Source organism: Nocardia sp. CNY236 (assembly GCF_000482385.1).
GTDB lineage: Bacteria > Actinomycetota > Actinomycetes > Mycobacteriales > Mycobacteriaceae > Nocardia.
Map to the genome: position 1 here is coordinate 74,412 of NZ_AXVD01000011.1, position 20,348 is coordinate 94,759.

Sequence of the window (20,348 nt, forward strand, 5' to 3'; positions counted from 1 at the left end):
ACCCCGTCGCGGCGGGCCTGGAATAGCCGAGCCCGGCCTGCAGTTGTCACCGCTCAACCGTGCCGATGTCCGGCGTGGAAGAGACGGTGGGCGAACTCGGCGCTTGTGACGCCGATGTGGTTCGCCTCGTTTCGAGCACTGGAGGGAGACAGTTTCGGGATGTGTAGCGCATGATCGAGGACGTGACCGACCTACCGCACCCGAGCATCCCGTCCGCACCGCCGAGCCCGTCGGCCATGCGTCGGGCGTTGCGCAGGGCCCGCGACGGCGTCTCGTTGAACGTCGACGAGGCGACGGTGCTCCTACACGCCACCGGTGAGGACCTCGCGGACCTGTGTCGCAGCGCCGCGCGGGTGCGCGATGCCGGTCTGGTTTCCGGCCAGCGTGCGAAGACACTCACCTATTCCCGCAATGTCTTCGTTCCGCTGACGCGGCTGTGCCGGGACCGATGCCACTACTGCACCTTCGTCACCGTGCCCGGCAAGCTGCGCGCCGAGGGCAGAGGGCTGTTCCTCGAACCCGACGAGGTAGTCGATATCGCCCGGCGTGGCGCGGCGTTGGGGTGCAAGGAGGCGCTGTTCACCCTCGGTGACCGCCCGGAGGATCGGTGGCCGGAGGCTGCCCAGTGGCTGGACGAGCGCGGGTACGACTCCACGCTGGACTACCTGCGCGCCGTGTCGATCATGGTCTTGGAACAGACAGGCCTGTTGCCGCACCTGAATCCAGGGGTGATGTCGTGGGCGGAGATCGCCCGGCTCAAACCGGTCGCGCAGTCGCTGGGCATGATGCTGGAAACCACCGCGACCCGCTTGTACACCGAGAAGGGCAACTGCCATTACGGCAGCCCGGACAAGGATCCCGCGGTGCGGTTGCGCGCCATCGCCGATGCGGGCCGGCTGTCGGTGCCCTACACCACCGGAATTCTGGTCGGTATCGGTGAGACCATGGCCGAGCGGGCCGAATCGATCCTGCAGATCCGAAAGCAGCACAAGGCTTTCGGACATATCCAGGAAGTAATCGTGCAGAACTTCCGCGCCAAGGACGACACCGCGATGCGGGAGACGCCGGATGCGGGAATCGACGAGTTTCTTGCCACCATCGCCGTTACACGTATCCTGCTCGGCCCCGGCGTTGCGGTCCAGGCGCCGCCGAACCTGGTGTCACACGCCGAGTGCCGTGCGCTGATCGATGCCGGTATCGACGACTGGGGCGGGGTATCGCCGGTCACGCCCGACCACGTCAATCCCGAGCGGCCGTGGCCGAATCTGGACACGTTGCGCGAGATCACCGAGTCGGCTGGGTATCAGCTGGTCGAACGCACCTCTGCACACCCGAAGTACGTGCTGGCGGGTAACCCATGGATGGATCCGCGCATCGGTCGACACGTCGCGGCGCTCACCGATCCGGTCACCGGGTTGGCGAAGCCGGATGTAACCCCGGTGGGCCTGCCCTGGCAGGAGCCGGACGAATCATGGCAGTCGACCGGACGCGTCGATCTCCACACCGCCATCGACATCGATGGCCGCAGCACCGAGCATCGCAGTGACGCCGGACTCGCCCCGGGCCGGTCGAGTGGTGACCTCGATGACGACTCGACCGACCGCGCAATCGACGCCGCCGGCGCCGACCGGCTGCCGTCGACCGATGTGGTGGGCGCCTTCGGTGACTGGGACACCATCCGCGAGCAAGCGCGGGATCTCGCCGCGGCGACGCCCCGACGCTTGGATGCCGACGTGCTCGCCGCATTGCGCGCCGCCGAACGCGATCCGGCCGGGCTCGGTGATACGGAATATCTGGCGTTGGCCACCGCGGACGGCGCAGAATTGGACGCGGTCGCCGGGCTGGCGGACGAATTGCGTCGCGAGGCCGTCGGAGACGAGGTCACCTACGTGGTGAACCGGAACATCAATTTCACCAATATTTGCTACACGGGGTGCCGGTTCTGCGCCTTCGCGCAACGCAAAGGCGACGCGGATGCATTCACGCTGAGTACCGACGAGGTCGCCGATCGTGCATGGGAAGCGCATGTCGAGGGCGCCACGGAGGTGTGCATGCAGGGGGGTATCGACCCCGACCTGCCGGTTACCGGGTACGCCGACTTGGTTCGGGCGGTCAAACGGCGGGTGCCCTCCATGCACGTGCACGCGTTCAGTCCGATGGAGATCGTGAACGGCGCCTCCCGGGGTGGGCTGAGTATTCGGGACTGGTTGGTCGCATTGAAGGAGGCCGGCTTGGACACCATTCCAGGCACGGCAGCCGAGATTCTGGACGACGAGGTGCGGTGGGTGCTCACCAAGGGCAAGCTGCCCACCTCTGCGTGGATCGAGGTGATCACCACCGCGCACCAGCTGGGCATCCGGTCCAGCTCGACCATGATGTACGGCCACGTGGACAATCCGGAGCATTGGATCGGGCACCTGCGGGTGTTGCGTGGAATCCAGGACGAGACCGGGGGCTTCACCGAGTTCGTCCTGCTGCCGTTCGTGCACCAGAGTGCCCCGTTGTACCTTGCCGGCGCTGCGCGGCCGGGGCCGACCAAACGAGACAACCGCGCTGCCCATGCCGTGGCCCGGATCATGCTGCACGGCCGGATCTCGAACATTCAGACCAGCTGGGTCAAACTCGGGACCGTCGGAACCCGAGTGATGTTGTCCAGCGGCGCCAACGATCTCGGGGGCACGCTGATGGAAGAGACCATCTCCCGGATGGCGGGGTCCCAGCACGGCTCGGCGAAAACCGTCGCCGACCTGGTCGAGATCGCCACGGGGATCGGTCGACCGGCTCGTGAGCGGACGACGACCTACGGTGTGCCCGAGCGCAAGGCGTCGCTGCTGCCATTGACGGTCGGGTAGTGCCGGCCACCGCCCGAGGCGGGATGCGATGGCCGGACATCGTCGTCGAGGGGCCTTTTCGACTCCGATGGCGGTGTGCGGAGCGTCGCAGGTTAGGGCAGGCTGACCAGTAGTAATGTGGAACCCCGGGATAGGGTTTCGCAGGGCGGGCCGTCCCGCAGGCGAGGAACAGACTAGGAGACCGGTAGTGCCTTACATCATCGCTGAACCGTGCGTTGACGTGAAGGACAAGGCATGCATCGAGGAATGCCCCGTGGATTGCATCTACGAGGGTGGTCGAATGCTGTACATCCATCCCGACGAGTGCGTGGACTGTGGTGCATGTGAGCCGGTGTGCCCGGTGGAGGCGATCTTCTACGAAGACGACACTCCGGATCAGTGGAGCGAATACATCACTGCCAATGTCGACTTCTTCGATGAGCTCGGTTCGCCCGGTGGTGCCACGAAGTTGGGTAAGATCGACTACGACCCGCCGTTGATCAAGGAGCTCCCCCCGATGGCGAGTGAGTGATCCCCTCGTGGCGTCGCATCGCCGGGTCGGCCATCGGCTGCCGGAATTTCCTTGGGACACCATTGCTTCCGCGAAGGTCACCGCGTCCGCGCACCCTGGCGGGATCGTCGACCTGTCCGTGGGCACTCCGGTCGACCCGGTCGATCCGCTGATCCGAGCGGCATTGAGTTCGGTCGCCGACACGCCTGGATACCCGACCACGCGCGGCACCGACGAGCTGCGCACGGCCATTGTCGATGCGTTGCGGCGACGCCATGGGATAACGGGAGTCTCCCCAGCGGCCGTGCTGCCCGTGATCGGCACCAAGGAGTTGATCGCGGGGCTGCCTCAGCTGCTGGGGCTCGGTCCGAACGACGTGGTTGTGATTCCCGAAATCGCCTACCCCACCTATGAGGTCGGTGCGTTGTTGGCCGGTGCCACGGTGGTTCGCGCCGATGGCCTGAACCAACTCGGCCCGCAGAGTCCTGCGCTGATCTACGTGAACTCACCCGCCAACCCGACCGGGCGAGTGCTCGGCGTCGATCATTTGCGGAAGGTCGTGGCCTTCGCGCGTGAGCGCGACGCGATCGTCGCCTCCGACGAGTGCTACCTCGGTCTGGTGTGGGAGGGGCGAGCGGTGTCCCTGCTGGACCCCGAAGTATGTGATGGTGATCACACCAATTTGCTCGTGGTGCACTCGACGTCCAAGACCTCCAACCTTGCCAGCTATCGCGCGGGTTTCGTGGCCGGCGACCCGGACTTGGTCGCCGAGGTGCTCACGGTGCGCAGACATGCCGGAATGATCATGCCGCTTCCGATCCAGGCCGCAATGACTGCTGCGCTCGACGACGACGATCATGCCTCTCGACAGCGCGAGCGCTACCGCGCGCGCCGTGAGGTGCTCCACGAGGTGTTGACCCGGGCCGGGTTCCGCATCGATCACTCCGAGGCAGGTCTGTATCTGTGGGCGACGCGGGGTGAACCGTGCCGGGTCACTGTGGAGTGGCTGGCCGCCCGCGGCATTCTCGTCGCGCCCGGCGATTTCTACGGGCCCGGTGTGCGGGAGCACGTCCGGATCGCGCTGACCGCGACCGACGAGCGCATTGCCGTGGCCGCCGAACGGCTCGCAGCGAGCTGAAGGTAGGCCGTGGGACGGCCGCCGAACGGCTCGCGGCGGGTCCTTCTGGTGTGCGGTTTCGGTGGCACGCCTGGCGGTTCGGGTGATCCGTCCGTCGATTCGTGGCGGCTGGTGTGTCGCCATACGGGTATCTCGGGGCAGTGGGGTTAGCCTGAGGTATGGACGCTGTCACGGTTGTCCCCGTGCCCGGCAATGAGCCGGCACACTCCTACGCGCCGGGAAGTCCAGAACGCGAGCTACTTGTTAGCAAACTTGCTGAGCTGTCGGCTGATTCTGTCGATGTGCCGCTGGTGATCGCCGGCAAACACCGGCCCGGAGTCGGTGAACGTCACGATATCGTCGCGCCGCATCGGCACCGGCAGGTATTGGGGACCTACACCGATACCACGCATTCGGAAGCACATGCCGCCATCGACGCGGCGATCGCGGCGGCGCCCGGATGGCGGGCGATGCCCTTCGAGGAGCGTGCTGCGGTGTTGTTGCGCGCCGCCGACCTGCTGGCCGGGCCATGGCGAGAGACCCTCGCCGCGGCCACCATGCTCGGGCAGTCGAAGTCGGTCCTCCAGGCCGAGATCGATGCCCCGTGTGAACTGGTCGACTTCTGGCGATTCAACGTTGCGTTCGCCCGCGAGATCCTCGCGCAACAGCCACGGTCCACCGCCGGAGTGTGGAATCGCATGGACCATCGGCCGCTCGAAGGGTTCGTCTACGCCATCACTCCCTTCAATTTCACCGCGATCGCTGGAAACTTGCCAACTGCGCCGGCATTGATGGGCAACACGGTGGTGTGGAAGCCGTCGTCGACTCAGACCCTGTCGGCGTTCTACACCATGCGGGTGCTGGAGGCGGCCGGTCTACCGCCCGGCGTGATCAACATGGTCACCGGGGCCGGCGAGCGACTGTCGGAGGTGGCGCTGGCCGATCCACGACTGGCCGGTATCCACTTCACCGGTTCCACTACGACCTTCCAGCATCTGTGGCAACAGGTCGGCGCGAATATCGCCCACTACCACAGCTATCCCCGTCTGGTCGGCGAAACCGGGGGAAAGGATTTCATCGTCGCGCACTCCTCGGCCGACCCGGATGCGCTGCGCACCGCGCTGATTCGCGGCGCCTACGAATACCAGGGCCAGAAGTGCTCCGCCGCCTCTCGCGCGTATATCGCGCGGTCGGTGTGGCGCACGATGGGAGAGGAGTTCCTGCACGCCGCAGGCGAGTTGAGCTACGGCGACGTAGCCGAGTTGTCGAATTTCGGTGGAGCACTGATCGATCAGCGCGCATTCGACAAGAATGTTGCCGCCATTCGGCGAGCAGCGGATGCCGGAATCGGCATTCCGGTCGGCGGCGGCTACGACGACAGCGAGGGTTGGTTCGTTCGGCCGACCGTTCTGTTGGCCGACGATCCGCACGATCAATCGTTCGCCACCGAGTACTTCGGGCCGATTCTGTCGGTGTACGTCTACGACGACGCCGATCCCGGAGCGTTCGCAGCGGTGCTCGCCGACGTCGAGTCGGCGGCGCCCTACGCATTGACCGGCGCAGTGTTCGCACAGGACCGCAGTGCGATTTCGCAGGCGAGCGCGGCGTTGCGATTCGCCGCTGGCAACTTCTACATCAATGACAAGCCCACCGGCGCTGTGGTGAGTCAGCAACCTTTCGGCGGTGCTCGAGCATCCGGTACCGACGACAAGGCCGGCTCGCCGTTGAATCTCTTGCGTTGGGTAGCGCCACGCGTGACCAAGGAAGTCTTCGTACCGCCTGTGGATCACCGCTATCCGCACATGGAGTCGTAATGCACCCCGTTGTGGCCAGGCGCGGCGGCGACCGGGAGGCGATGTGGTGAATCCGCTGCGACCGGTGATCTTGGCCGCGTCGTCGTCGTCGCGGATACAGCGTATGCTCACCGGATTTGCGCCGACTTCCCGGATCGTGCGCCGATTCGTCGCCGGTGAGACCCGCGACGACGTACTCACCGTGGCTGCTGGGTTGTTGGCCGGCGGCCGGATGATCAGCGTGGACTTCCTCGGTGAGAACACCACCGATCGGGCGCAGGCGCAGCGCACGCTCGCGGAATACCGGGAACTGATCTGGGATCTGGCTCGAGTAGCGCCGCCGGCGGTCGCCGCCGTGCAGCCGATCGAGGTCTCGGTGAAGTTGTCCGCGCTGGGCCAGGCATTGGCCGTCGACGGGCATGCGGTCGCAACCGAGAACTTGTACGCCCTGTGTGCCGAAGCGGTGCGGGCCGGGGTATGGGTGTGTGTCGACGCGGAGGATCATTCGACGACCGAGCCGACGTTGGCCACCGTGGAAGCCATGCGTACCGAGTTCCCGTGGCTAGGGGTGGCGGTCCAAGCGTATCTGCGTCGCACCGAAGCGGACTGCCGCGCGTTCGCGAGCGCGGGAACCCGCATTCGATTGTGCAAGGGTGCCTATCGGGAGCCCCAGGATGTCGCGTTCCAGCGTGCGAGCGAGGTGACCAGGTCCTACCTGCGGTGCCTGGAGATTCTGATGCACGGTCGCGGATACCCGATGATCGCCTCGCACGATCCTGCGGTCATCGCCGCCGCCGAGCGGATGGCCGCCGACAGCGATCGGGCCGCCGGCGAGTTCGAACACCAGATGCTCTACGGCGTCCGGGATCGGGAACAGGCGCGCCTGGTCCATGCGGACCAGGCGGTACGGGTCTACGTACCCTATGGCGGCCAATGGTACGGCTACCTGACCCGACGGCTGGCCGAACGGCCGGCCAATGTGGCGTTCTTCGTGCGCGCTCTGCGGGACGGATCCTGATCCGGTTTGCGCATGGCAGCATGCGATGGTGAGCGTGTCATCGTCTCGTTGCGGATAGGGTAGAAGTCATGACCACCGCAACCCGGTTGTTGCCCCTCGTTCGCGACATGCCGCCGGAGGACCGCAACCAGGCCCAGGTGTTGGATGCCGCGCTGCTGGCGTTCCTGGATTTCGGGATCAAGCGCACCAGCATGGTCGAAGTGGCACGGCGCGCCAAGGTGTCGCTGGCCACGCTCTACCGGCGGTTCGCCGGCAAGCCCGATCTGATCAAAGCTGTCGGGCTGCGACAGACGCGCGAGTTCATCGGCACCGTCGACGCCGTGTTGCAGCGGCAGGTCGACCAGGACGCGAGCGCCGAGGATCAGATCGTCGAACTGTTCGCCGCGTTCATCACAGGACTGCGGGGAAATCGGTTGATCCACCGACTACTGTCCACCGAACCCGAACTCGTATTGCCCTACCTGACCATCGACGGCGCCCCGGTCGTCGAACTCGGCCGAGACTACGTCGCCGAGTTCATCATGCGGCTGCAGCGGGAAGGCAGGCTGCCGCACTACGATCCGGCACCGTTGGCCGAGATGATCGCCCGTACGGCACTGTCGCTGGCACTGACCTCGCAGACGGTGATCCCGCTCGGGGACGACGCGGCTATTCGGCAGTTCGCGCGCAACCACGTCGTGGCCTCGTTCCGGGCGCCCTGAGCAGCGTGCTCGAAGCCTGTGTGGCAGAGGGAGCCACACACGCCGGAGCGTACGACCCGCAGCGTAGGGTCCGGCGGGTACGACGCAGTGGCTCGACGAGTGTGGAGCGTCCACCCGCCTGCAGGTCCTGCACGGTCCGATCGTCGTGATCAGACCAGCGGCCGGCCGAGCCGGCGGCGAAGACGCATGTCCAATAGGTAGGCGTTGTACGGGAACACTCGAATCGGTTGCGGCAGTGCGGCCGACGCGGCGCCGAGGGTGCGCAGGACGTGATCGAGCACCTGGTCCTCACGCTGGCTCCAGGTCAGGCCCATTTCGCAGCGTAGGTGTGCCGGCAGCAGCCCCGTGACGACGAAGCGGTGCATGCGTCCGAAGGCCAGTTGGACCGGGCGGGGCAGCATGCGCAGGTCGACGAGGTCGTGGAGGTAGGCGCGGACGGTCGGATCGATGCTGGTGTTCGCGAGTTGCCTCGCCCAGTATTCGTCGAAGTCGCGCCGGTTGGCAGGCCATAGTGTGTGCGGCATTTGCAGGGTGGTGCCCATCCGTGCGCCGAGATGGAAGAAGGCATCGGCGGTCGCGTCGTCCATGGGACCGTGCATGCGTTCGTACAGGTCCTTCGCGCCCCAGTACAGGCAGGCCGCAACCCATAGCTGCAGGGTCGGGTCGAAGGCGTTGTATCGCACGGGACTCGACGCACCCGAACGAACCGGTCGATGTGCGACGTCGACTGCCTGGCGATAGGCGGCACGTTCGGCGTCGGTGCCGAGGAGGGTCACCGAAAGATAGGTCAGGGTGGTGCGCAACCGCTTGATCGGATGAAGCATGACTTTGCCGCTGTCGACGGTGCTTTCCACCACGCCGCGCCCAACGGGCGGCGCGCTCAGTTGCATGATGACATTCGCGGTACCGCCGAGGAAGCCGGCGATCCCGTCGATGTGGCGCTCCAGCTCGACGGAACCAGCACGGTCGATTCGAGGTGGAGTATGCGGTGGCCAGGGCATCGTCGACCTCACCAGATGAGAAAGTTACACAACAATTTTCTCACCGAATCAGCGCAGGTGTCAACGGCGTGCTGGGCGACGCGGTGGAGGTGTGGTTCAGGCGGTCTGCTCGCCAAGAGAGCACCACGACCGAGATCGCCGCGACGTAGGATGACCGAATGTCCTTCGGTTCGGTCCCGCTACTCGGTTGTTCGAGCCCGCACGCTCTCGTGCACGGGCAGGACATCCCCAATGCGGTCACCATCGAGGGGACCACGCTCTCGCGCGGCGACCTGCTGGGTGCGGCCACGTCGGTGGCCGAGCGCATGGGACCCGCCGAGCGGGTGGCAGTGTTTGCCGAGCCCACGGTGGATACGGTGCTCGGGGTGGTCGGTTGCCTGATCGCCGGCGTCCCCGTCGTACCGGTGCCGCCGGACTCCGGCGCTGCGGAACGGGCGCACATTCTGACCGATTCGGGCGCGCAGATCTGGCTGGGGAAGGCTCCGGACGGCGCCGACCTACCGGTGGTGCCGGTCCGACGGCACGCCCGGTCGTGGCACACCTATCCAGAACCCGACCCCGGCGCGCCCGCCGTCGTGTTGTACACCTCCGGAACCACCGGGCCGCCCAAGGGGGTCGTGCTCGGGCGAGCGGCCATCGCGGCCGGCCTGGATGCCTTGATCGAGGCGTGGGATTGGACCGCGAGTGACGTTCTGGTGCACGGGCTTCCGCTGTTTCACCTGCATGGGCTCGTGATCGGGATGCTCGGCGCCCTGCGTGTCGGCAGCCCGGTGATCCACACCGGCAGACCCACGCCCCAAGCCTATGCCGAGGCCCCGGGCTCACTGTACTTCGGCGTGCCGACCGTCTGGTCGCGGATCGTGGACGACCCCGATGCTGCAGCGCGATTGGCCGGCGCCCGACTGCTGGTCTCCGGTAGCGCACCACTGCCGACGCCGGTGTTCGAGCGGTTGCGCACGCTCACCGGACACGCGCCGATCGAGCGATACGGCATGAGCGAAACCATGATCACACTGTCCACTCGGGCCGATGGGGAACGCAGACCCGGCTGGGTGGGCCTGCCGGTGCATGGTGTGCAGACCCGACTCCGAGACGAGTCCGGTGCTCCGGTCCCGCACGATGGGGAAAGCATCGGTGGCCTACAGGTACGTGGCCCGATGGTCTTCGACGGCTACCTGAACCGCCCGGAGACGACTGCGGCGAATTGGACCGACGACGGGTGGTTCCGGACGGGAGACGTCGCCGTCATCGACCCTGAGGGCTTCCATCGCATCGTCGGTCGAGAATCGGTCGACTTGATCAAGTCCGGTGGCTATCGTGTCGGCGCGGGCGAAGTGGAGACTGCGCTGCTCGGGCACCCGGCGGTCGCCGAGGTGGCGGTGGTCGGGCTACCGGACGCCGATCTCGGTCAACGCATCACTGCGTTCGTTGTGTTGCGGCACGAGGCCAGTGCGCGTGAATTGATCGACCATGTGGCCGAACAGCTTTCGGTGCACAAACGCCCCCGCGAGATTCGGGTGGTGGATACCCTGCCGCGCAACGCCATGGGCAAGGTGCGCAAAGCGTTGCTCGGCTGACCATCGCTGATCGCATACTGGTGTCGGGACCGTTGCACCCGGTGCGCGATCTCGGTTCGCGCGCTTTCGTGGCAGAGCGAACACAGGCCCTGATGCGGACCCTTCAGAGTTTTCGTTCTTCGGTGATGGAAGGATGGTTCGATGACATGTCAGCGACCATTGATCACGGGTCGTCGAGTGAATCCGGGAATTCTCGTTTCGGCATCATTCTATCGTCCGCAGTTCGAGGACTGGCCGTCGGGAACTATCCGGATATGGTGCGAACAGCGCGAGAGGCCGAAACACTGGGCTTCGAGTCCATATGGCTGTGTGACCATTTTCTCACGCTGAGCCCCGAAGACTATGTGCAGGAAGTCGGTATCGGCGGCGATTCGTCCGGGCGACAACAGGCGAGTCACCGGAACGGACACTCCATCCCGCAATTGGAATGCTGGACCGCGCTGGCTGCACTGTCACGAGACACAGAACGTATTCGGCTGGGAACGAATGTCCTGTGCAACTCCTACCGCTATCCGTCGGTGCTCGCGAAGATGGCCGCCACGCTCGACGTCATCTCCGCCGGGCGGGTGGAACTCGGCCTGGGAGCGGGCTGGTTTCGGCAAGAATTCGACGCCTATGGAATTCCCTTCCCGCCGACCGGTGACCGAGTGTCTGCGCTTGCCGAGTCGTTGCAGCTCATACGGCACATCTGGGTCGACGAATCCCCGGCCTTCCACGGTGAGTACTACGCGATCGACGGCGCAGTGTGCGATCCAACGCCGGTGCAACGTCCACATCCGCCGCTGTGGGTCGGCGGCGAAGGCGACCGGGTTCATCGCATTGCCGCTCGGTATGCCGACGGCATCAATGTGCGTTGGTGGTCCCCGACACGGTGCGCAGACCGCCGGGATTTTCTGGATCGCGCGTGCGAGAAAGCGGGTCGTGAGCCCGCGGCACTGCGCTTGGCACTGACCGCCCTACTCGCCCCGGTCGCCCACCCGGAATCGCAGCAACGGATTCGGACACGATTCCGATCCATTCCGGCCGACGGGTTGATCATCGGCTCACCGGAGAAGTGTGCAGCGCGAATCAGAGAGTATGAGAACGCGGGAATCCGTGACTTTCTTTTCTTTGTCCCCGATGTTGCCGATACCGAGTATCTGACAGTGGCAGGGGAGGAGGTGATCCGATACTTCGGCGATTCATCGTCGAGGAACGACGCGGTCGGCGCCCGTGGCGACGAACCGAACAGCCAAGCAGGGAGAGAGCAACGAGATGACCTACCCCAATAATTCGGCCGCCAATAATTCGGCCGCCAACAACTCTGCGGTAGCAGCTGCCGACGACGAATACCTTCGCCCCACGCCCTATGCGAACTCCGACCATCCCATTGTGGTGGCGAAAACCGAGGAACTCACGAGCGCATCGTCGGATGTCCTCGTTCACCTCGGGAATATATATCGGTATGTTCGTGACATTCCCTACGATATCCTTGCGTCGTTCAGATATCTTGCGGAGGGCAAGAGTGCCGCCAGCGACGTGATCGAACACGACGTCGCTTTTTGCATGGGTAAGGCGAATACCTTCGTCGCTCTGTGTCGGGCAGCGAAGATCCCCGCGCGTGTCGCCTTCCAGTCGCTCGATGCGCCCGAGATGGAATTCCTCGCGCCCGAGGTGCGCCGCATGTGTGGCGGTCGGGCAGGTCGACCGCTGCCCTGGCATTCGCTCGGCGAAGCGTTCCTCCATGGCCGATGGATCAAACTGGATGCCACCATCGACGCCCCGACCGCGCAACGGCTGGGAAAGCCGTACACCGTGGAGTTCGACGGTCGGACCGACATACCCACCGTGGAGGGAGCGGTGCTTCGAGACAACGGCAGCTACGCGGACTACCCACCGCAGGTGGCTGCCTGGTACATGCGGCTGGCTCGAGAAGTCCTCGGCGCTCTGGATTCCGACATCGACGAGCAGCGTGTCGCTGCCGACGACCGGCTGTGGGCCGGACCGGATCCAGATCTGGTCCGGCTCGGCCGATAGCCTGCTCCCAGGTTCCGATGGACCGGGATCCCGCACGACGAGCCTCGACGAGGCTCAGTCGTTGGCGTGGAGATCGGTGTTGAGGGCGATCCCGACGCCTTTGCGGGAAACCACCTCGACCACGCCCGTAGTGGAATTGCGACGAAACAACAGATTGTCGCGGCCGGCCAGTTCGGCCGCCTTCATCACAGCGCCGTCCGGGGCGGTGACCTTGGTCCCCGCGGTCAGGTACAACCCTGCCTCGACGACACAGTCGTTGCCCAGCGGTATACCCAGGCCGGAGTTCGCGCCGAGCAGCGACCGCTCGCCGATGGAGATCACCGTGGTGCCGCCACCGGACAGGGTGCCCATCGTGGAGGCGCCGCCGCCGACATCCGAGCCGTCGCCGACAACGACGCCGGCGGAGATGCGACCTTCGATCATGGACGCCCCGAGGGTACCGGCGTTGAAATTCACGAAGCCTTCGTGCATGACTGTGGTGCCCGCAGCCAGATGTGCGCCGAGCCGAACCCGATCCGCATCGCCGATGCGGACGCCAGTGGGTAGCACATAGTCGATCATGCGCGGGAATTTGTCGACGCTGTACACCGTGACCGGCCCGCGGGCGCGGAGTCGGGCGCGGGTGGCCTCGAATCCCTCGACAGCGGCCGGACCGTGATTGGTCCACACCACATTGGTCAGCAGGCCGAACTGGCCCTCCAGGCTCACACTGTGTGGGGTGACCAGGCGGTGGGAGAGCAAGTGCAAGCGCAGGTAGACATCGTGCGCGTCGATCGGCGCGGCAGCGAGGTCGGCGATCGTGGTGCGCACTGCGACCACGTCGACTCCGCGGGCCTCGTCGAAGCCGAGCAGCGCCGCGTACTCCGCGGGTACGTCGTCCAGTCGCTTGGTGCCGGTCTCGGCGAACTCGCCCAGCTGCGGGTCCGGGTACCACGTGTCCAACACAGTCCCATCCGCGGTCACACTGGCGATTCCGACTGCTGCTGCTCCCTGGATGCTCACGGCACTAGAGGTTACCGGCCCGCCGAAGCGCGGGCGCGGTTGCTCCGAGGTAGCGCCTGTGGGACGGACGAGGTCACGCTCGTGGAACAGGTGGAGCATCGCGCCCGCACCTGTCGCTGTGACCGAGACGCAGTCCGTACGCTGACTGCGTGACGATCGACCTACGTGCCGACCCGATAGCCCTCACCGCTGCTCTCGTGGACATCCCCAGTGTGTCGCGGGACGAGGTAGCCATTGCCGACGAGGTCGAGCGGGCGCTGCGTGACCAGACGACCGGCTTCGAGGTGCTGCGACACGGAAACGTGGTGTTGGCGCGAACCGATCGGGCGCTGCCGACCCGGGTGATTCTGGCCGGACACCTGGACACCGTGCCGATCGCCGACAATGTGCCCAGCCGCCTCGACCGGAGCCCGGCCGGTGAGCAGCTGCTCTACGGTTGCGGTTCGGTCGACATGAAATCCGGTGACGCGGTGTTCTTGCACTTGGCCGCGACCATCACCGACCCGGTGCACGACCTGACGATGGTCTTCTACGACGGCGAGGAGATCGCCGCGGAATTCAACGGGCTCGGCGCAATCGAGCGGGAGCTGCCCGACTGGCTCGCCGCCGACCTCGCCATCTTGGGCGAACCGTCCGGTGGCTGGATCGAGGCGGGTTGCCAAGGCACGGTGCGCGTTCGGCTACGCGCCCCGGGCGAGCGTGCGCATTCGGCACGAGCGTGGCTGGGCGACAATGCGATCCACCGATTGGCCGCGCCGCTGCAGCGGTTGTGCGACTACCAAGGGCGGCAGGTCGACATCGACGGTTGTGTCTATCGCGAGTCGTTGTCCGCGGTTCGAGCGGTCGGTGGTGTGGCCGGCAATGTGGTGCCCGACGCGGCCGAGTTGGACGTCAACTTCCGCTTCGCCCCCGACCGCACCGTGGACCAGGCGATCGCGCACGTCCGGGAGGTCTTCTCCGGACTCGACCTCGATTGTGAGGTCACCGACGCCGCACCGGGAGCGCTCCCGGGGCTGACCGCGCCGGCGGCCCGGGACCTCGTCGACTCGGTGCGGGGCCACGGTGCGGGCGGCGTACGCGCGAAGTACGGCTGGACGGATGTCTCGCGTTTCGCTGCACGGGGCATTCCGGCGGTCAATTTCGGTCCCGGCGACCCGAATCTCGCTCATACCCGCGACGAACACGTCTCGGTGCGACAGATCACCGCTGTCACTGCCATGTTGCGCGACTTTCTGACCGGGACATCGATCTGAGCCGCGGTAGCGTTGCAGCCATGTCCGCCGACGCCCAGGGCCGTGAAGTCCCCGCCGAGGGCCGTGAAGTCCCCGAGGAACCGCAGTCGACAGCCTCGTATCACGGTCCGGTTCTGCTTCGGCGTGATCGTAGAGACGATGTCGGTACCGCCGACCGGAGTCTGCTGGACGGGCGTGGTGATTCGGACTGGGTACACACCGACCCGTGGCGGGTGTTGCGTATTCAAGCGGAGTTCGTCGAGGGATTCGGTGCGCTCGCGCAAGCCCCGCCTGCGGTGACCGTCTTCGGTTCGGCGCGCATCCCGGTGGACCATCCCGAATACCAGGCCGGGCATGCAATCGGCGCCGCGTTGGCCGCGGCCGGGTTCGCGGTGATCACCGGCGGCGGGCCGGGCGCCATGGAAGCGGTCAATCGGGGCGCCTGCGAGGCGGGCGGCTACTCGATCGGCCTCGGTATCGAGTTGCCCTTCGAGCGGACCCTCAACGAGTGGGTGGATCTCGGGATCAACTTCCGCTACTTCTTCGTGCGCAAAACGATGTTCGTGAAGTACGCGCGGGCCTTCGTATGCCTGCCCGGTGGATTCGGGACACTCGATGAGCTTTTCGAGGCGCTGACACTGGTGCAAACCGGCAAGATCACTCGCTTTCCGATCATCTTGTTCGGCAGCAAGTACTGGTCGGGGCTGCTCGGTTGGTTGCGAGACACACTCGGGCGCTCGGGTAAGATCTCCGCGGAGGATTCGAGCTTGCTGCAGGTGACCGACAGCGTCGAAGAGGTCGTGGCCATGGTGGTGGCCGGCACGAACTCGGTCGGCGCCACCGACACCATCGGTTCGAGCGCCACCGACGCCGCCGGTTCGACGAAGGAATGGTCGTGAGCGAACAGTCTTTCGCTGTCTGTGTCTACTGCTCTGCGAGCACGACGGACCCGGATTGCTTGTCGCTATCCGCTCGAGTCGGCACCGAACTCGCTCGGCGCGGGTGGCAGTTGGTGTCCGGCGGCGGGCACGTTTCGATGATGGGAGCGGTCGCGACCGCGGCGCGCGCGGGAGGCGCACACACCATCGGGGTGATTCCGAAACACCTGGTGCACCAAGAGGTCGCCGACGTCGACGCCGACGAACTGGTGGTCACCGACACCATGCGCCAACGCAAGCAGGTGATGGAAGACCGTGCCGATGCGTTTCTCACTCTGCCCGGTGGCATCGGTACCCTGGAGGAGTTCTTCGAGACCTGGACCGGTGGCTACCTCGGACAGCACGACAAACCCGTTGTGGTGCTGGACCACCAGGGATTCTTCCACGGACTGTTCTCCTGGCTGGAGGAGCTCTACGACCGGAAATTCGTCTCCCGGACAGCGATGTCCCGGATTACCGTAGCGAGCGATGTCCCGTCGGCATTCGCTGCGCTGCAGGCGGCGCGGACCGAGGGATGACACCCGAGCGCAGCCGCCGGGCAGCGACATCCAACCGACCGGAAAGGGTGTTCGTCTACAGTCGTTGACATGTTCAGCTCGACCGCTGCGCGGCTTCCCACGTTGTGCGGTCGGCCGGTCGCGGCTGATCGGGCGTTGGTCATGGCGATCGTGAATCGCACGCCGGACTCGTTCTACGACGCAGGCGCTACATTCGCCGACGCCGCTGCGATGGACGCCGTGGCACGCGCCGTGGACGAGGGCGCGGATCTGATCGATATCGGTGGTGTCAAGGCCGGACCCGGAACCTCGGTCGACGCGGCCGAGGAGACCCGCCGCGTGGTCCCGTTCATCGCGGCGATCCGCGCAAAATATCCGGGATTACTGATCAGCGTGGACACCTGGCGCGCCGAGGTGGCTTCGGCGGCGGTCGGCGAGGGCGCGGATCTGATCAACGACACCTGGGCGGGCGCCGACCCGGATCTGATCTCCGTGGCCGTCACCCACGGCGCGGGCGTGGTGTGCAGTCACACCGGCGGAGCGTCGCCGCGGACCAGGCCGCACCGGGTGCGGTATGCCGACGTTGTGCAGGAGGTCACCGCGACGGTGGTGCGTGCAGCGGAGGATGCGCTCGCGGTAGGGGTACGGCGTGACTCGATTCTGATCGATCCGACCCACGATTTCGGAAAGAACACCTACCACGGCCTCGAACTGTTGCGCGGAGTCGACAGTCTTGTAAATACCGGGTGGCCAGTCTTGATGGCGCTGAGCAACAAGGATTTCATCGGAGAGACTCTAGGTGTCGGCCTTTCCGAGCGGCTGGAGGGCACATTGGCGGCCACAGCATGGTCGGCGGCGGCCGGCGCCAGGGTCTTTCGTGTCCACGAGGTTGCCGCTACCCGGCGGGTCGTGGACATGATCGCCGCGATCCAGGGCATCCGGCCCCCCGTACGAACCTTGCGAGGTCTGGTATGACAGTCGTGCAACACTGTGAGCCCAGCTGGGCGGAAACGAATACGTGGGACACCCCGAACTGGACGGTGGACGAGCTCATCGACGCCAAAGCAGGCCGAACGGTGTCGGTGGTGCTGCCCGCATTGAACGAAGAACGAACCGTGGCCGAAGTAGTGGCCAGTATCCGACCGCTGGTCGGCAGATTGGTCGATGAGCTCGTCGTGCTCGATTCCGGTTCTACCGATGCCACTGCCGACCGGGCTCGCACAGCAGGCGCCGAGGTGATCACCAGAGAGCAGGCCGTGCCGGAATTGGAACCCGTCCCCGGTAAGGGGGAGGTGTTGTGGCGCTCGTTGGCCGTCACCGGCGGGGATCTGATCGCCTTCGTCGACTCCGATCTGATCGATCCGGATCCGCATTTCGTGCCGAAGCTGCTCGGCCCATTGCTCACGATGAACGGCCTGCATCTATCCAAAGCCTATTATCGTCGGCCACTTCGGTTCGGCGGTGCGGTGGAGGCTCATGGCGGCGGCCGAGTCACCGAGTTGGTCGCACGTCCGCTGCTGGCGGCGCTGCGACCGCAGCTGTCGCACGTGCTCCAGCCACTGGGTGGCGAGTACGCGGGAACCCGGGAGTTGCTCACGTCGGTGCCGTTCGCACCGGGCTACGGCGTGGAGATCGGCCTGCTGTTGGACACCTACGACCAGTTCGGTATGTCCGCGATCGGCCAGGTCAACTTGGGCACTCGTACACATCGCAATCGTCCGCTGGCCGATTTGGGGGTGATGAGTCGCCAGATCGTCGGCACCGCGCTCGGTCGCAGTGGCGTCCGGGATTCCGGTGCGGCACTGACCCAATTCCCCATGGTCGGTGACGAATTCACCGCACGCAGTACCGAGGTGTCATTGATCGACCGTCCGCCGATGAACACCCTGCGGCCCGCGCGGGCGGCGGCCTGAACGGTCGAGTTGTTCCGATGCGTGGTCGGGTCGGATTCCCGCGCGGGTATCTCGCATGTACCCGGCCTCGATCAAAGTGCGAAACGCAGCGTTCTTGTAGACACATTCGGCAGGTTCGCATATCCGGTGCCGCTGCATCAGCTCGTGGGCTTCTGCCACGGTCAATGGGTCCATGGGCAGCTGCTGCGGTTTACCGATCGGGCAGGTCGGGAGGGGGGCGGCGATCTCGCGCGCCAGTCCGTGCTCGGTGTCGTGGGTTCGTCGTCGCCGGACGGTTGGTCTGTACCACAACGCGAAGGCCGCGACCAGGCTCGTGGCGCCTGCGAGTGAGCAGAGGACGGCGATCTGGGTGGCGGTCACGGCGCGTGTTCTCCTCTCGGTGGGCGAGCCGGGCGGGTGTGGCGGAGCCGAAGCGCAGCGCACCGTCAACTGAGATGGCAAACATTCAGCAAATTTAGTGTGAAGTGGCATAGCAGGCTGTGCAAGAGGTTGCACCATGCTGTTAGCCGGAATTGATTGCTTTGTCATGGGTATGCCCCGCGCGCCGGAGTCCAATCACCCCGGAGAGGCATTTCCGCTATGAGCTGGCTACTGGCGGTTGCGGCGCTGTTCGGTTGGTCGAGGCTCGGTCGACGGCGTGTCGGCCGAGTCGCCATGGACGGGTGTGTCGGTGATGTCCGTGGTCTCGTCCCGGGCCCGAGTCGACGGTTCGGGCAACTGGCGCCGTTCCATGGGAACGACTGGGTTGCGACCACTGTCGGCAAGCGGTCCTGTGCCGATCGCGGGTTCGTGTGGTCGCGTGGAATCGTCGGTGGCGACATCGTGGTCGGAATTCGCCGCTTCGTCGGAGTCGGCCGTCCCGTCGGTCTCGGGCGATCCGGTTTCCTGCTCCCGCGCAAGTCGGGCCTGTAGATCGGCGACAGTCAGGTGGATACGCGCTGGCGGAGGCCGCAAGAGCATGGCGACGACCGCGCCGATCAGTGCGGCTGCCAAGACGACGCTGCTGATGAGCAGAAGCAGATGCACGATTTCCTCGAGTCGTTGTCATTGGTGTGGGCCGAGGTGGGCGCTCGACGTGCAGCCGCGTGCAGGACACGGACGCCGACCTCGATCTTCGATTGTGTGATCGGGCTACATCGCAGCGCGGCTATCTGCTAGCAATTTTAGATGGTCGGTCGCGCACGATGCGCAGGTGGCCAGATGTCCGGCGCGGCGCGCCGGCCTGTGGCGTTCGCCAGGGTGCGTCCGCGACCGCGATCAGCACCTTGCAGATGGCCGGCGCTAGTCGCCAGGCGATAGCTCAGCGCCGCACACCCAGCGTGGGTGTCCGTTTTTCCGGGTCGTGCCGGTAGACCGGCGTGAGCAGTTCGGCTTCCAGCGGTTCGCCGGTGGCGCGATCGAAACGGCACGAGACCAGGACCGAGAATCGGTGATTGCTCGCGCGTTCGTGCAAATTGGCCAGCCGGGTCGCGAGCAGCCGGATGGCGCCGAGCGAGCCCGCCGGTTGCATACCGTCGATGATCAGTACGCTGCCGAGTCCATCGGGGCGGGGCAGCCTGGCCAGATAGGCGATGTCGTGTGGATCCGGGCCGCCGGGTCGATACACTCGCCGCGCCGCGCGGTCCTCGATCGCCCGGCGGGCATCGCCGGCTCTGGCCACCGCGCGACGCAGCCGTGGATCGGCGGTCATCAGCTGACGCAGACTGGGCGACAGTTCCGGACCCCCGAGGACGATCAATCCATCACGGAGGAGGTCGATTCGGCGTCCCGGGAGAAAATGCTCGACCGTGACCGAGAATCCGAGTTGTCGCAGCAGCTGCCCCAACCGTTGCGGCGCAGCCGGATCCGGCGCGCCGATCACCCGCCCGGCACGTAGTTCGGGTACGAGTACGGTCAGCGGGCCATGTCCGAAGAACAGACCTTCCGGCGCCGGCCCTTGCATACTCACCTGGTGTATGCGAGCACGGGAAAGACCAGCTGCTGCACCGATTCTGGCGAAAGTCCAGCCGTCGGCGTGCAGTTCGCGGATTACGGCACGACGAATCCTGGTCAGTTCGTTGATGGTCTGTTGGGCTGCCGCGACCCTTTCGGTGGCCGCCTTCAGTCGCTCGACCCTGTCTTCGATCGCGAATACGCGCGCCACGTCGTCGGCCGGCATGTGCGAAGTCTAGACAGCCGAATACCACATGGTGTCTAGACTT

The 20,348-nt window shown here is 65.7% G+C and carries 18 protein-coding genes; 14 read left to right on the forward strand and 4 right to left on the reverse strand.

Annotated elements, in window-relative coordinates:
• Positions 1-170: 170 nt before the first annotated feature.
• The 6 genes from cofH (at position 171) to K940_RS0108715 (ending at position 7,971) form a co-directional block, all read left to right on the forward strand.
• Positions 171-2,852, forward strand: coding sequence for a 5-amino-6-(D-ribitylamino)uracil--L-tyrosine 4-hydroxyphenyl transferase CofH (cofH, locus tag K940_RS0108690; RefSeq protein ID WP_028477211.1), 2,682 nt, complete (start codon positions 171-173; stop codon positions 2,850-2,852).
• Between the two features lie 187 nt (positions 2,853-3,039).
• A complete protein-coding gene (gene fdxA / locus K940_RS0108695) occupies positions 3,040-3,363 on the forward strand; it encodes a ferredoxin (RefSeq protein ID WP_028477212.1) in 324 nt (107 codons plus the stop codon).
• Complete coding sequence (dapC, locus tag K940_RS0108700) at positions 3,356-4,480, forward strand: succinyldiaminopimelate transaminase (RefSeq protein ID WP_231390292.1); 1,125 nt, start codon at positions 3,356-3,358, stop codon at positions 4,478-4,480. Before fdxA ends, dapC begins: the two co-directional genes overlap by 8 nt.
• A gap of 158 nt (positions 4,481-4,638) precedes the next feature.
• On the forward strand, positions 4,639-6,273 hold the full coding sequence (gene pruA, locus K940_RS0108705; protein WP_028477214.1) for an L-glutamate gamma-semialdehyde dehydrogenase: 1,635 nt from the start codon (positions 4,639-4,641) through the stop codon (positions 6,271-6,273).
• Between the two features lie 103 nt (positions 6,274-6,376).
• Positions 6,377-7,270, forward strand: a complete 894-nt coding sequence (locus K940_RS0108710; RefSeq protein WP_081706247.1) for a proline dehydrogenase family protein — start codon at positions 6,377-6,379, stop codon at positions 7,268-7,270.
• Positions 7,271-7,338: 68 nt separating this feature from the next.
• Positions 7,339-7,971: a TetR/AcrR family transcriptional regulator gene (locus tag K940_RS0108715; RefSeq protein ID WP_028477216.1), complete on the forward strand. Its 633-nt coding sequence runs from the start codon at positions 7,339-7,341 to the stop codon at positions 7,969-7,971.
• 149 nt (positions 7,972-8,120) lie between these two features.
• Here the strand turns inward: K940_RS0108715 and K940_RS0108720 are convergent, their stop codons facing one another.
• On the reverse strand, positions 8,121-8,972 hold the full coding sequence (locus K940_RS0108720; RefSeq protein ID WP_051407014.1) for an oxygenase MpaB family protein: 852 nt from the start codon (positions 8,970-8,972) through the stop codon (positions 8,121-8,123).
• Positions 8,973-9,130: 158 nt separating this feature from the next.
• On the opposite strand from K940_RS0108720, the gene K940_RS0108730 reads away from it, so the two are divergent.
• From K940_RS0108730 to K940_RS27510, 3 genes are all read left to right on the forward strand, one after another.
• Positions 9,131-10,549, forward strand: coding sequence for an acyl-CoA synthetase (locus tag K940_RS0108730; protein WP_028477218.1), 1,419 nt, complete (start codon positions 9,131-9,133; stop codon positions 10,547-10,549).
• A gap of 146 nt (positions 10,550-10,695) precedes the next feature.
• Positions 10,696-11,820 (forward strand): LLM class flavin-dependent oxidoreductase, encoded by a 1,125-nt coding sequence (locus tag K940_RS27505; protein WP_081706248.1) that lies wholly within the window; start codon positions 10,696-10,698, stop codon positions 11,818-11,820.
• Positions 11,804-12,565, forward strand: a complete 762-nt coding sequence (locus tag K940_RS27510; RefSeq protein WP_081706235.1) for a transglutaminase family protein — start codon at positions 11,804-11,806, stop codon at positions 12,563-12,565. The genes K940_RS27505 and K940_RS27510 overlap by 17 nt, the downstream gene beginning before the upstream one ends.
• A gap of 54 nt (positions 12,566-12,619) precedes the next feature.
• Here the strand turns inward: K940_RS27510 and dapD are convergent, their stop codons facing one another.
• Entirely contained in the window at positions 12,620-13,567 is a 948-nt protein-coding gene (gene dapD / locus K940_RS0108745; protein ID WP_028477219.1) for a 2,3,4,5-tetrahydropyridine-2,6-dicarboxylate N-succinyltransferase, read from the reverse strand.
• A 149-nt stretch (positions 13,568-13,716) separates the two neighbouring features.
• On the opposite strand from dapD, the gene dapE reads away from it, so the two are divergent.
• The 5 genes from dapE (at position 13,717) to K940_RS0108770 (ending at position 18,147) form a co-directional block, all read left to right on the forward strand.
• The gene (gene dapE / locus K940_RS0108750) at positions 13,717-14,820 is read left to right on the forward strand and encodes a succinyl-diaminopimelate desuccinylase (protein WP_028477220.1); all 1,104 of its coding nucleotides are present in this window, start codon (positions 13,717-13,719) and stop codon (positions 14,818-14,820) included.
• 20 nt (positions 14,821-14,840) lie between these two features.
• Positions 14,841-15,698, forward strand: a complete 858-nt coding sequence (locus K940_RS27515; protein WP_051407015.1) for a TIGR00730 family Rossman fold protein — start codon at positions 14,841-14,843, stop codon at positions 15,696-15,698.
• Positions 15,689-16,255, forward strand: a complete 567-nt coding sequence (locus K940_RS27520) for a TIGR00730 family Rossman fold protein (RefSeq protein ID WP_036527992.1) — start codon at positions 15,689-15,691, stop codon at positions 16,253-16,255. The genes K940_RS27515 and K940_RS27520 overlap by 10 nt, the downstream gene beginning before the upstream one ends.
• Before the next feature lie 69 nt (positions 16,256-16,324).
• Positions 16,325-17,209 (forward strand): dihydropteroate synthase, encoded by an 885-nt coding sequence (gene folP / locus K940_RS0108765; RefSeq protein WP_028477221.1) that lies wholly within the window; start codon positions 16,325-16,327, stop codon positions 17,207-17,209.
• Positions 17,206-18,147, forward strand: coding sequence for a glucosyl-3-phosphoglycerate synthase (locus K940_RS0108770; protein WP_028477222.1), 942 nt, complete (start codon positions 17,206-17,208; stop codon positions 18,145-18,147). Before folP ends, K940_RS0108770 begins: the two co-directional genes overlap by 4 nt.
• A 588-nt stretch (positions 18,148-18,735) precedes the next feature.
• Here the strand turns inward: K940_RS0108770 and K940_RS0108780 are convergent.
• Both K940_RS0108780 and K940_RS0108790 read right to left on the reverse strand, forming a co-directional pair.
• Positions 18,736-19,173: a hypothetical protein gene (locus K940_RS0108780; RefSeq protein WP_028477224.1), complete on the reverse strand. Its 438-nt coding sequence runs from the start codon at positions 19,171-19,173 to the stop codon at positions 18,736-18,738.
• Positions 19,174-19,447: 274 nt separating this feature from the next.
• A complete protein-coding gene (locus tag K940_RS0108790) occupies positions 19,448-20,305 on the reverse strand; it encodes a hypothetical protein (protein WP_028477225.1) in 858 nt (285 codons plus the stop codon).
• Between the last annotated feature and the right edge of the window lie 43 nt (positions 20,306-20,348).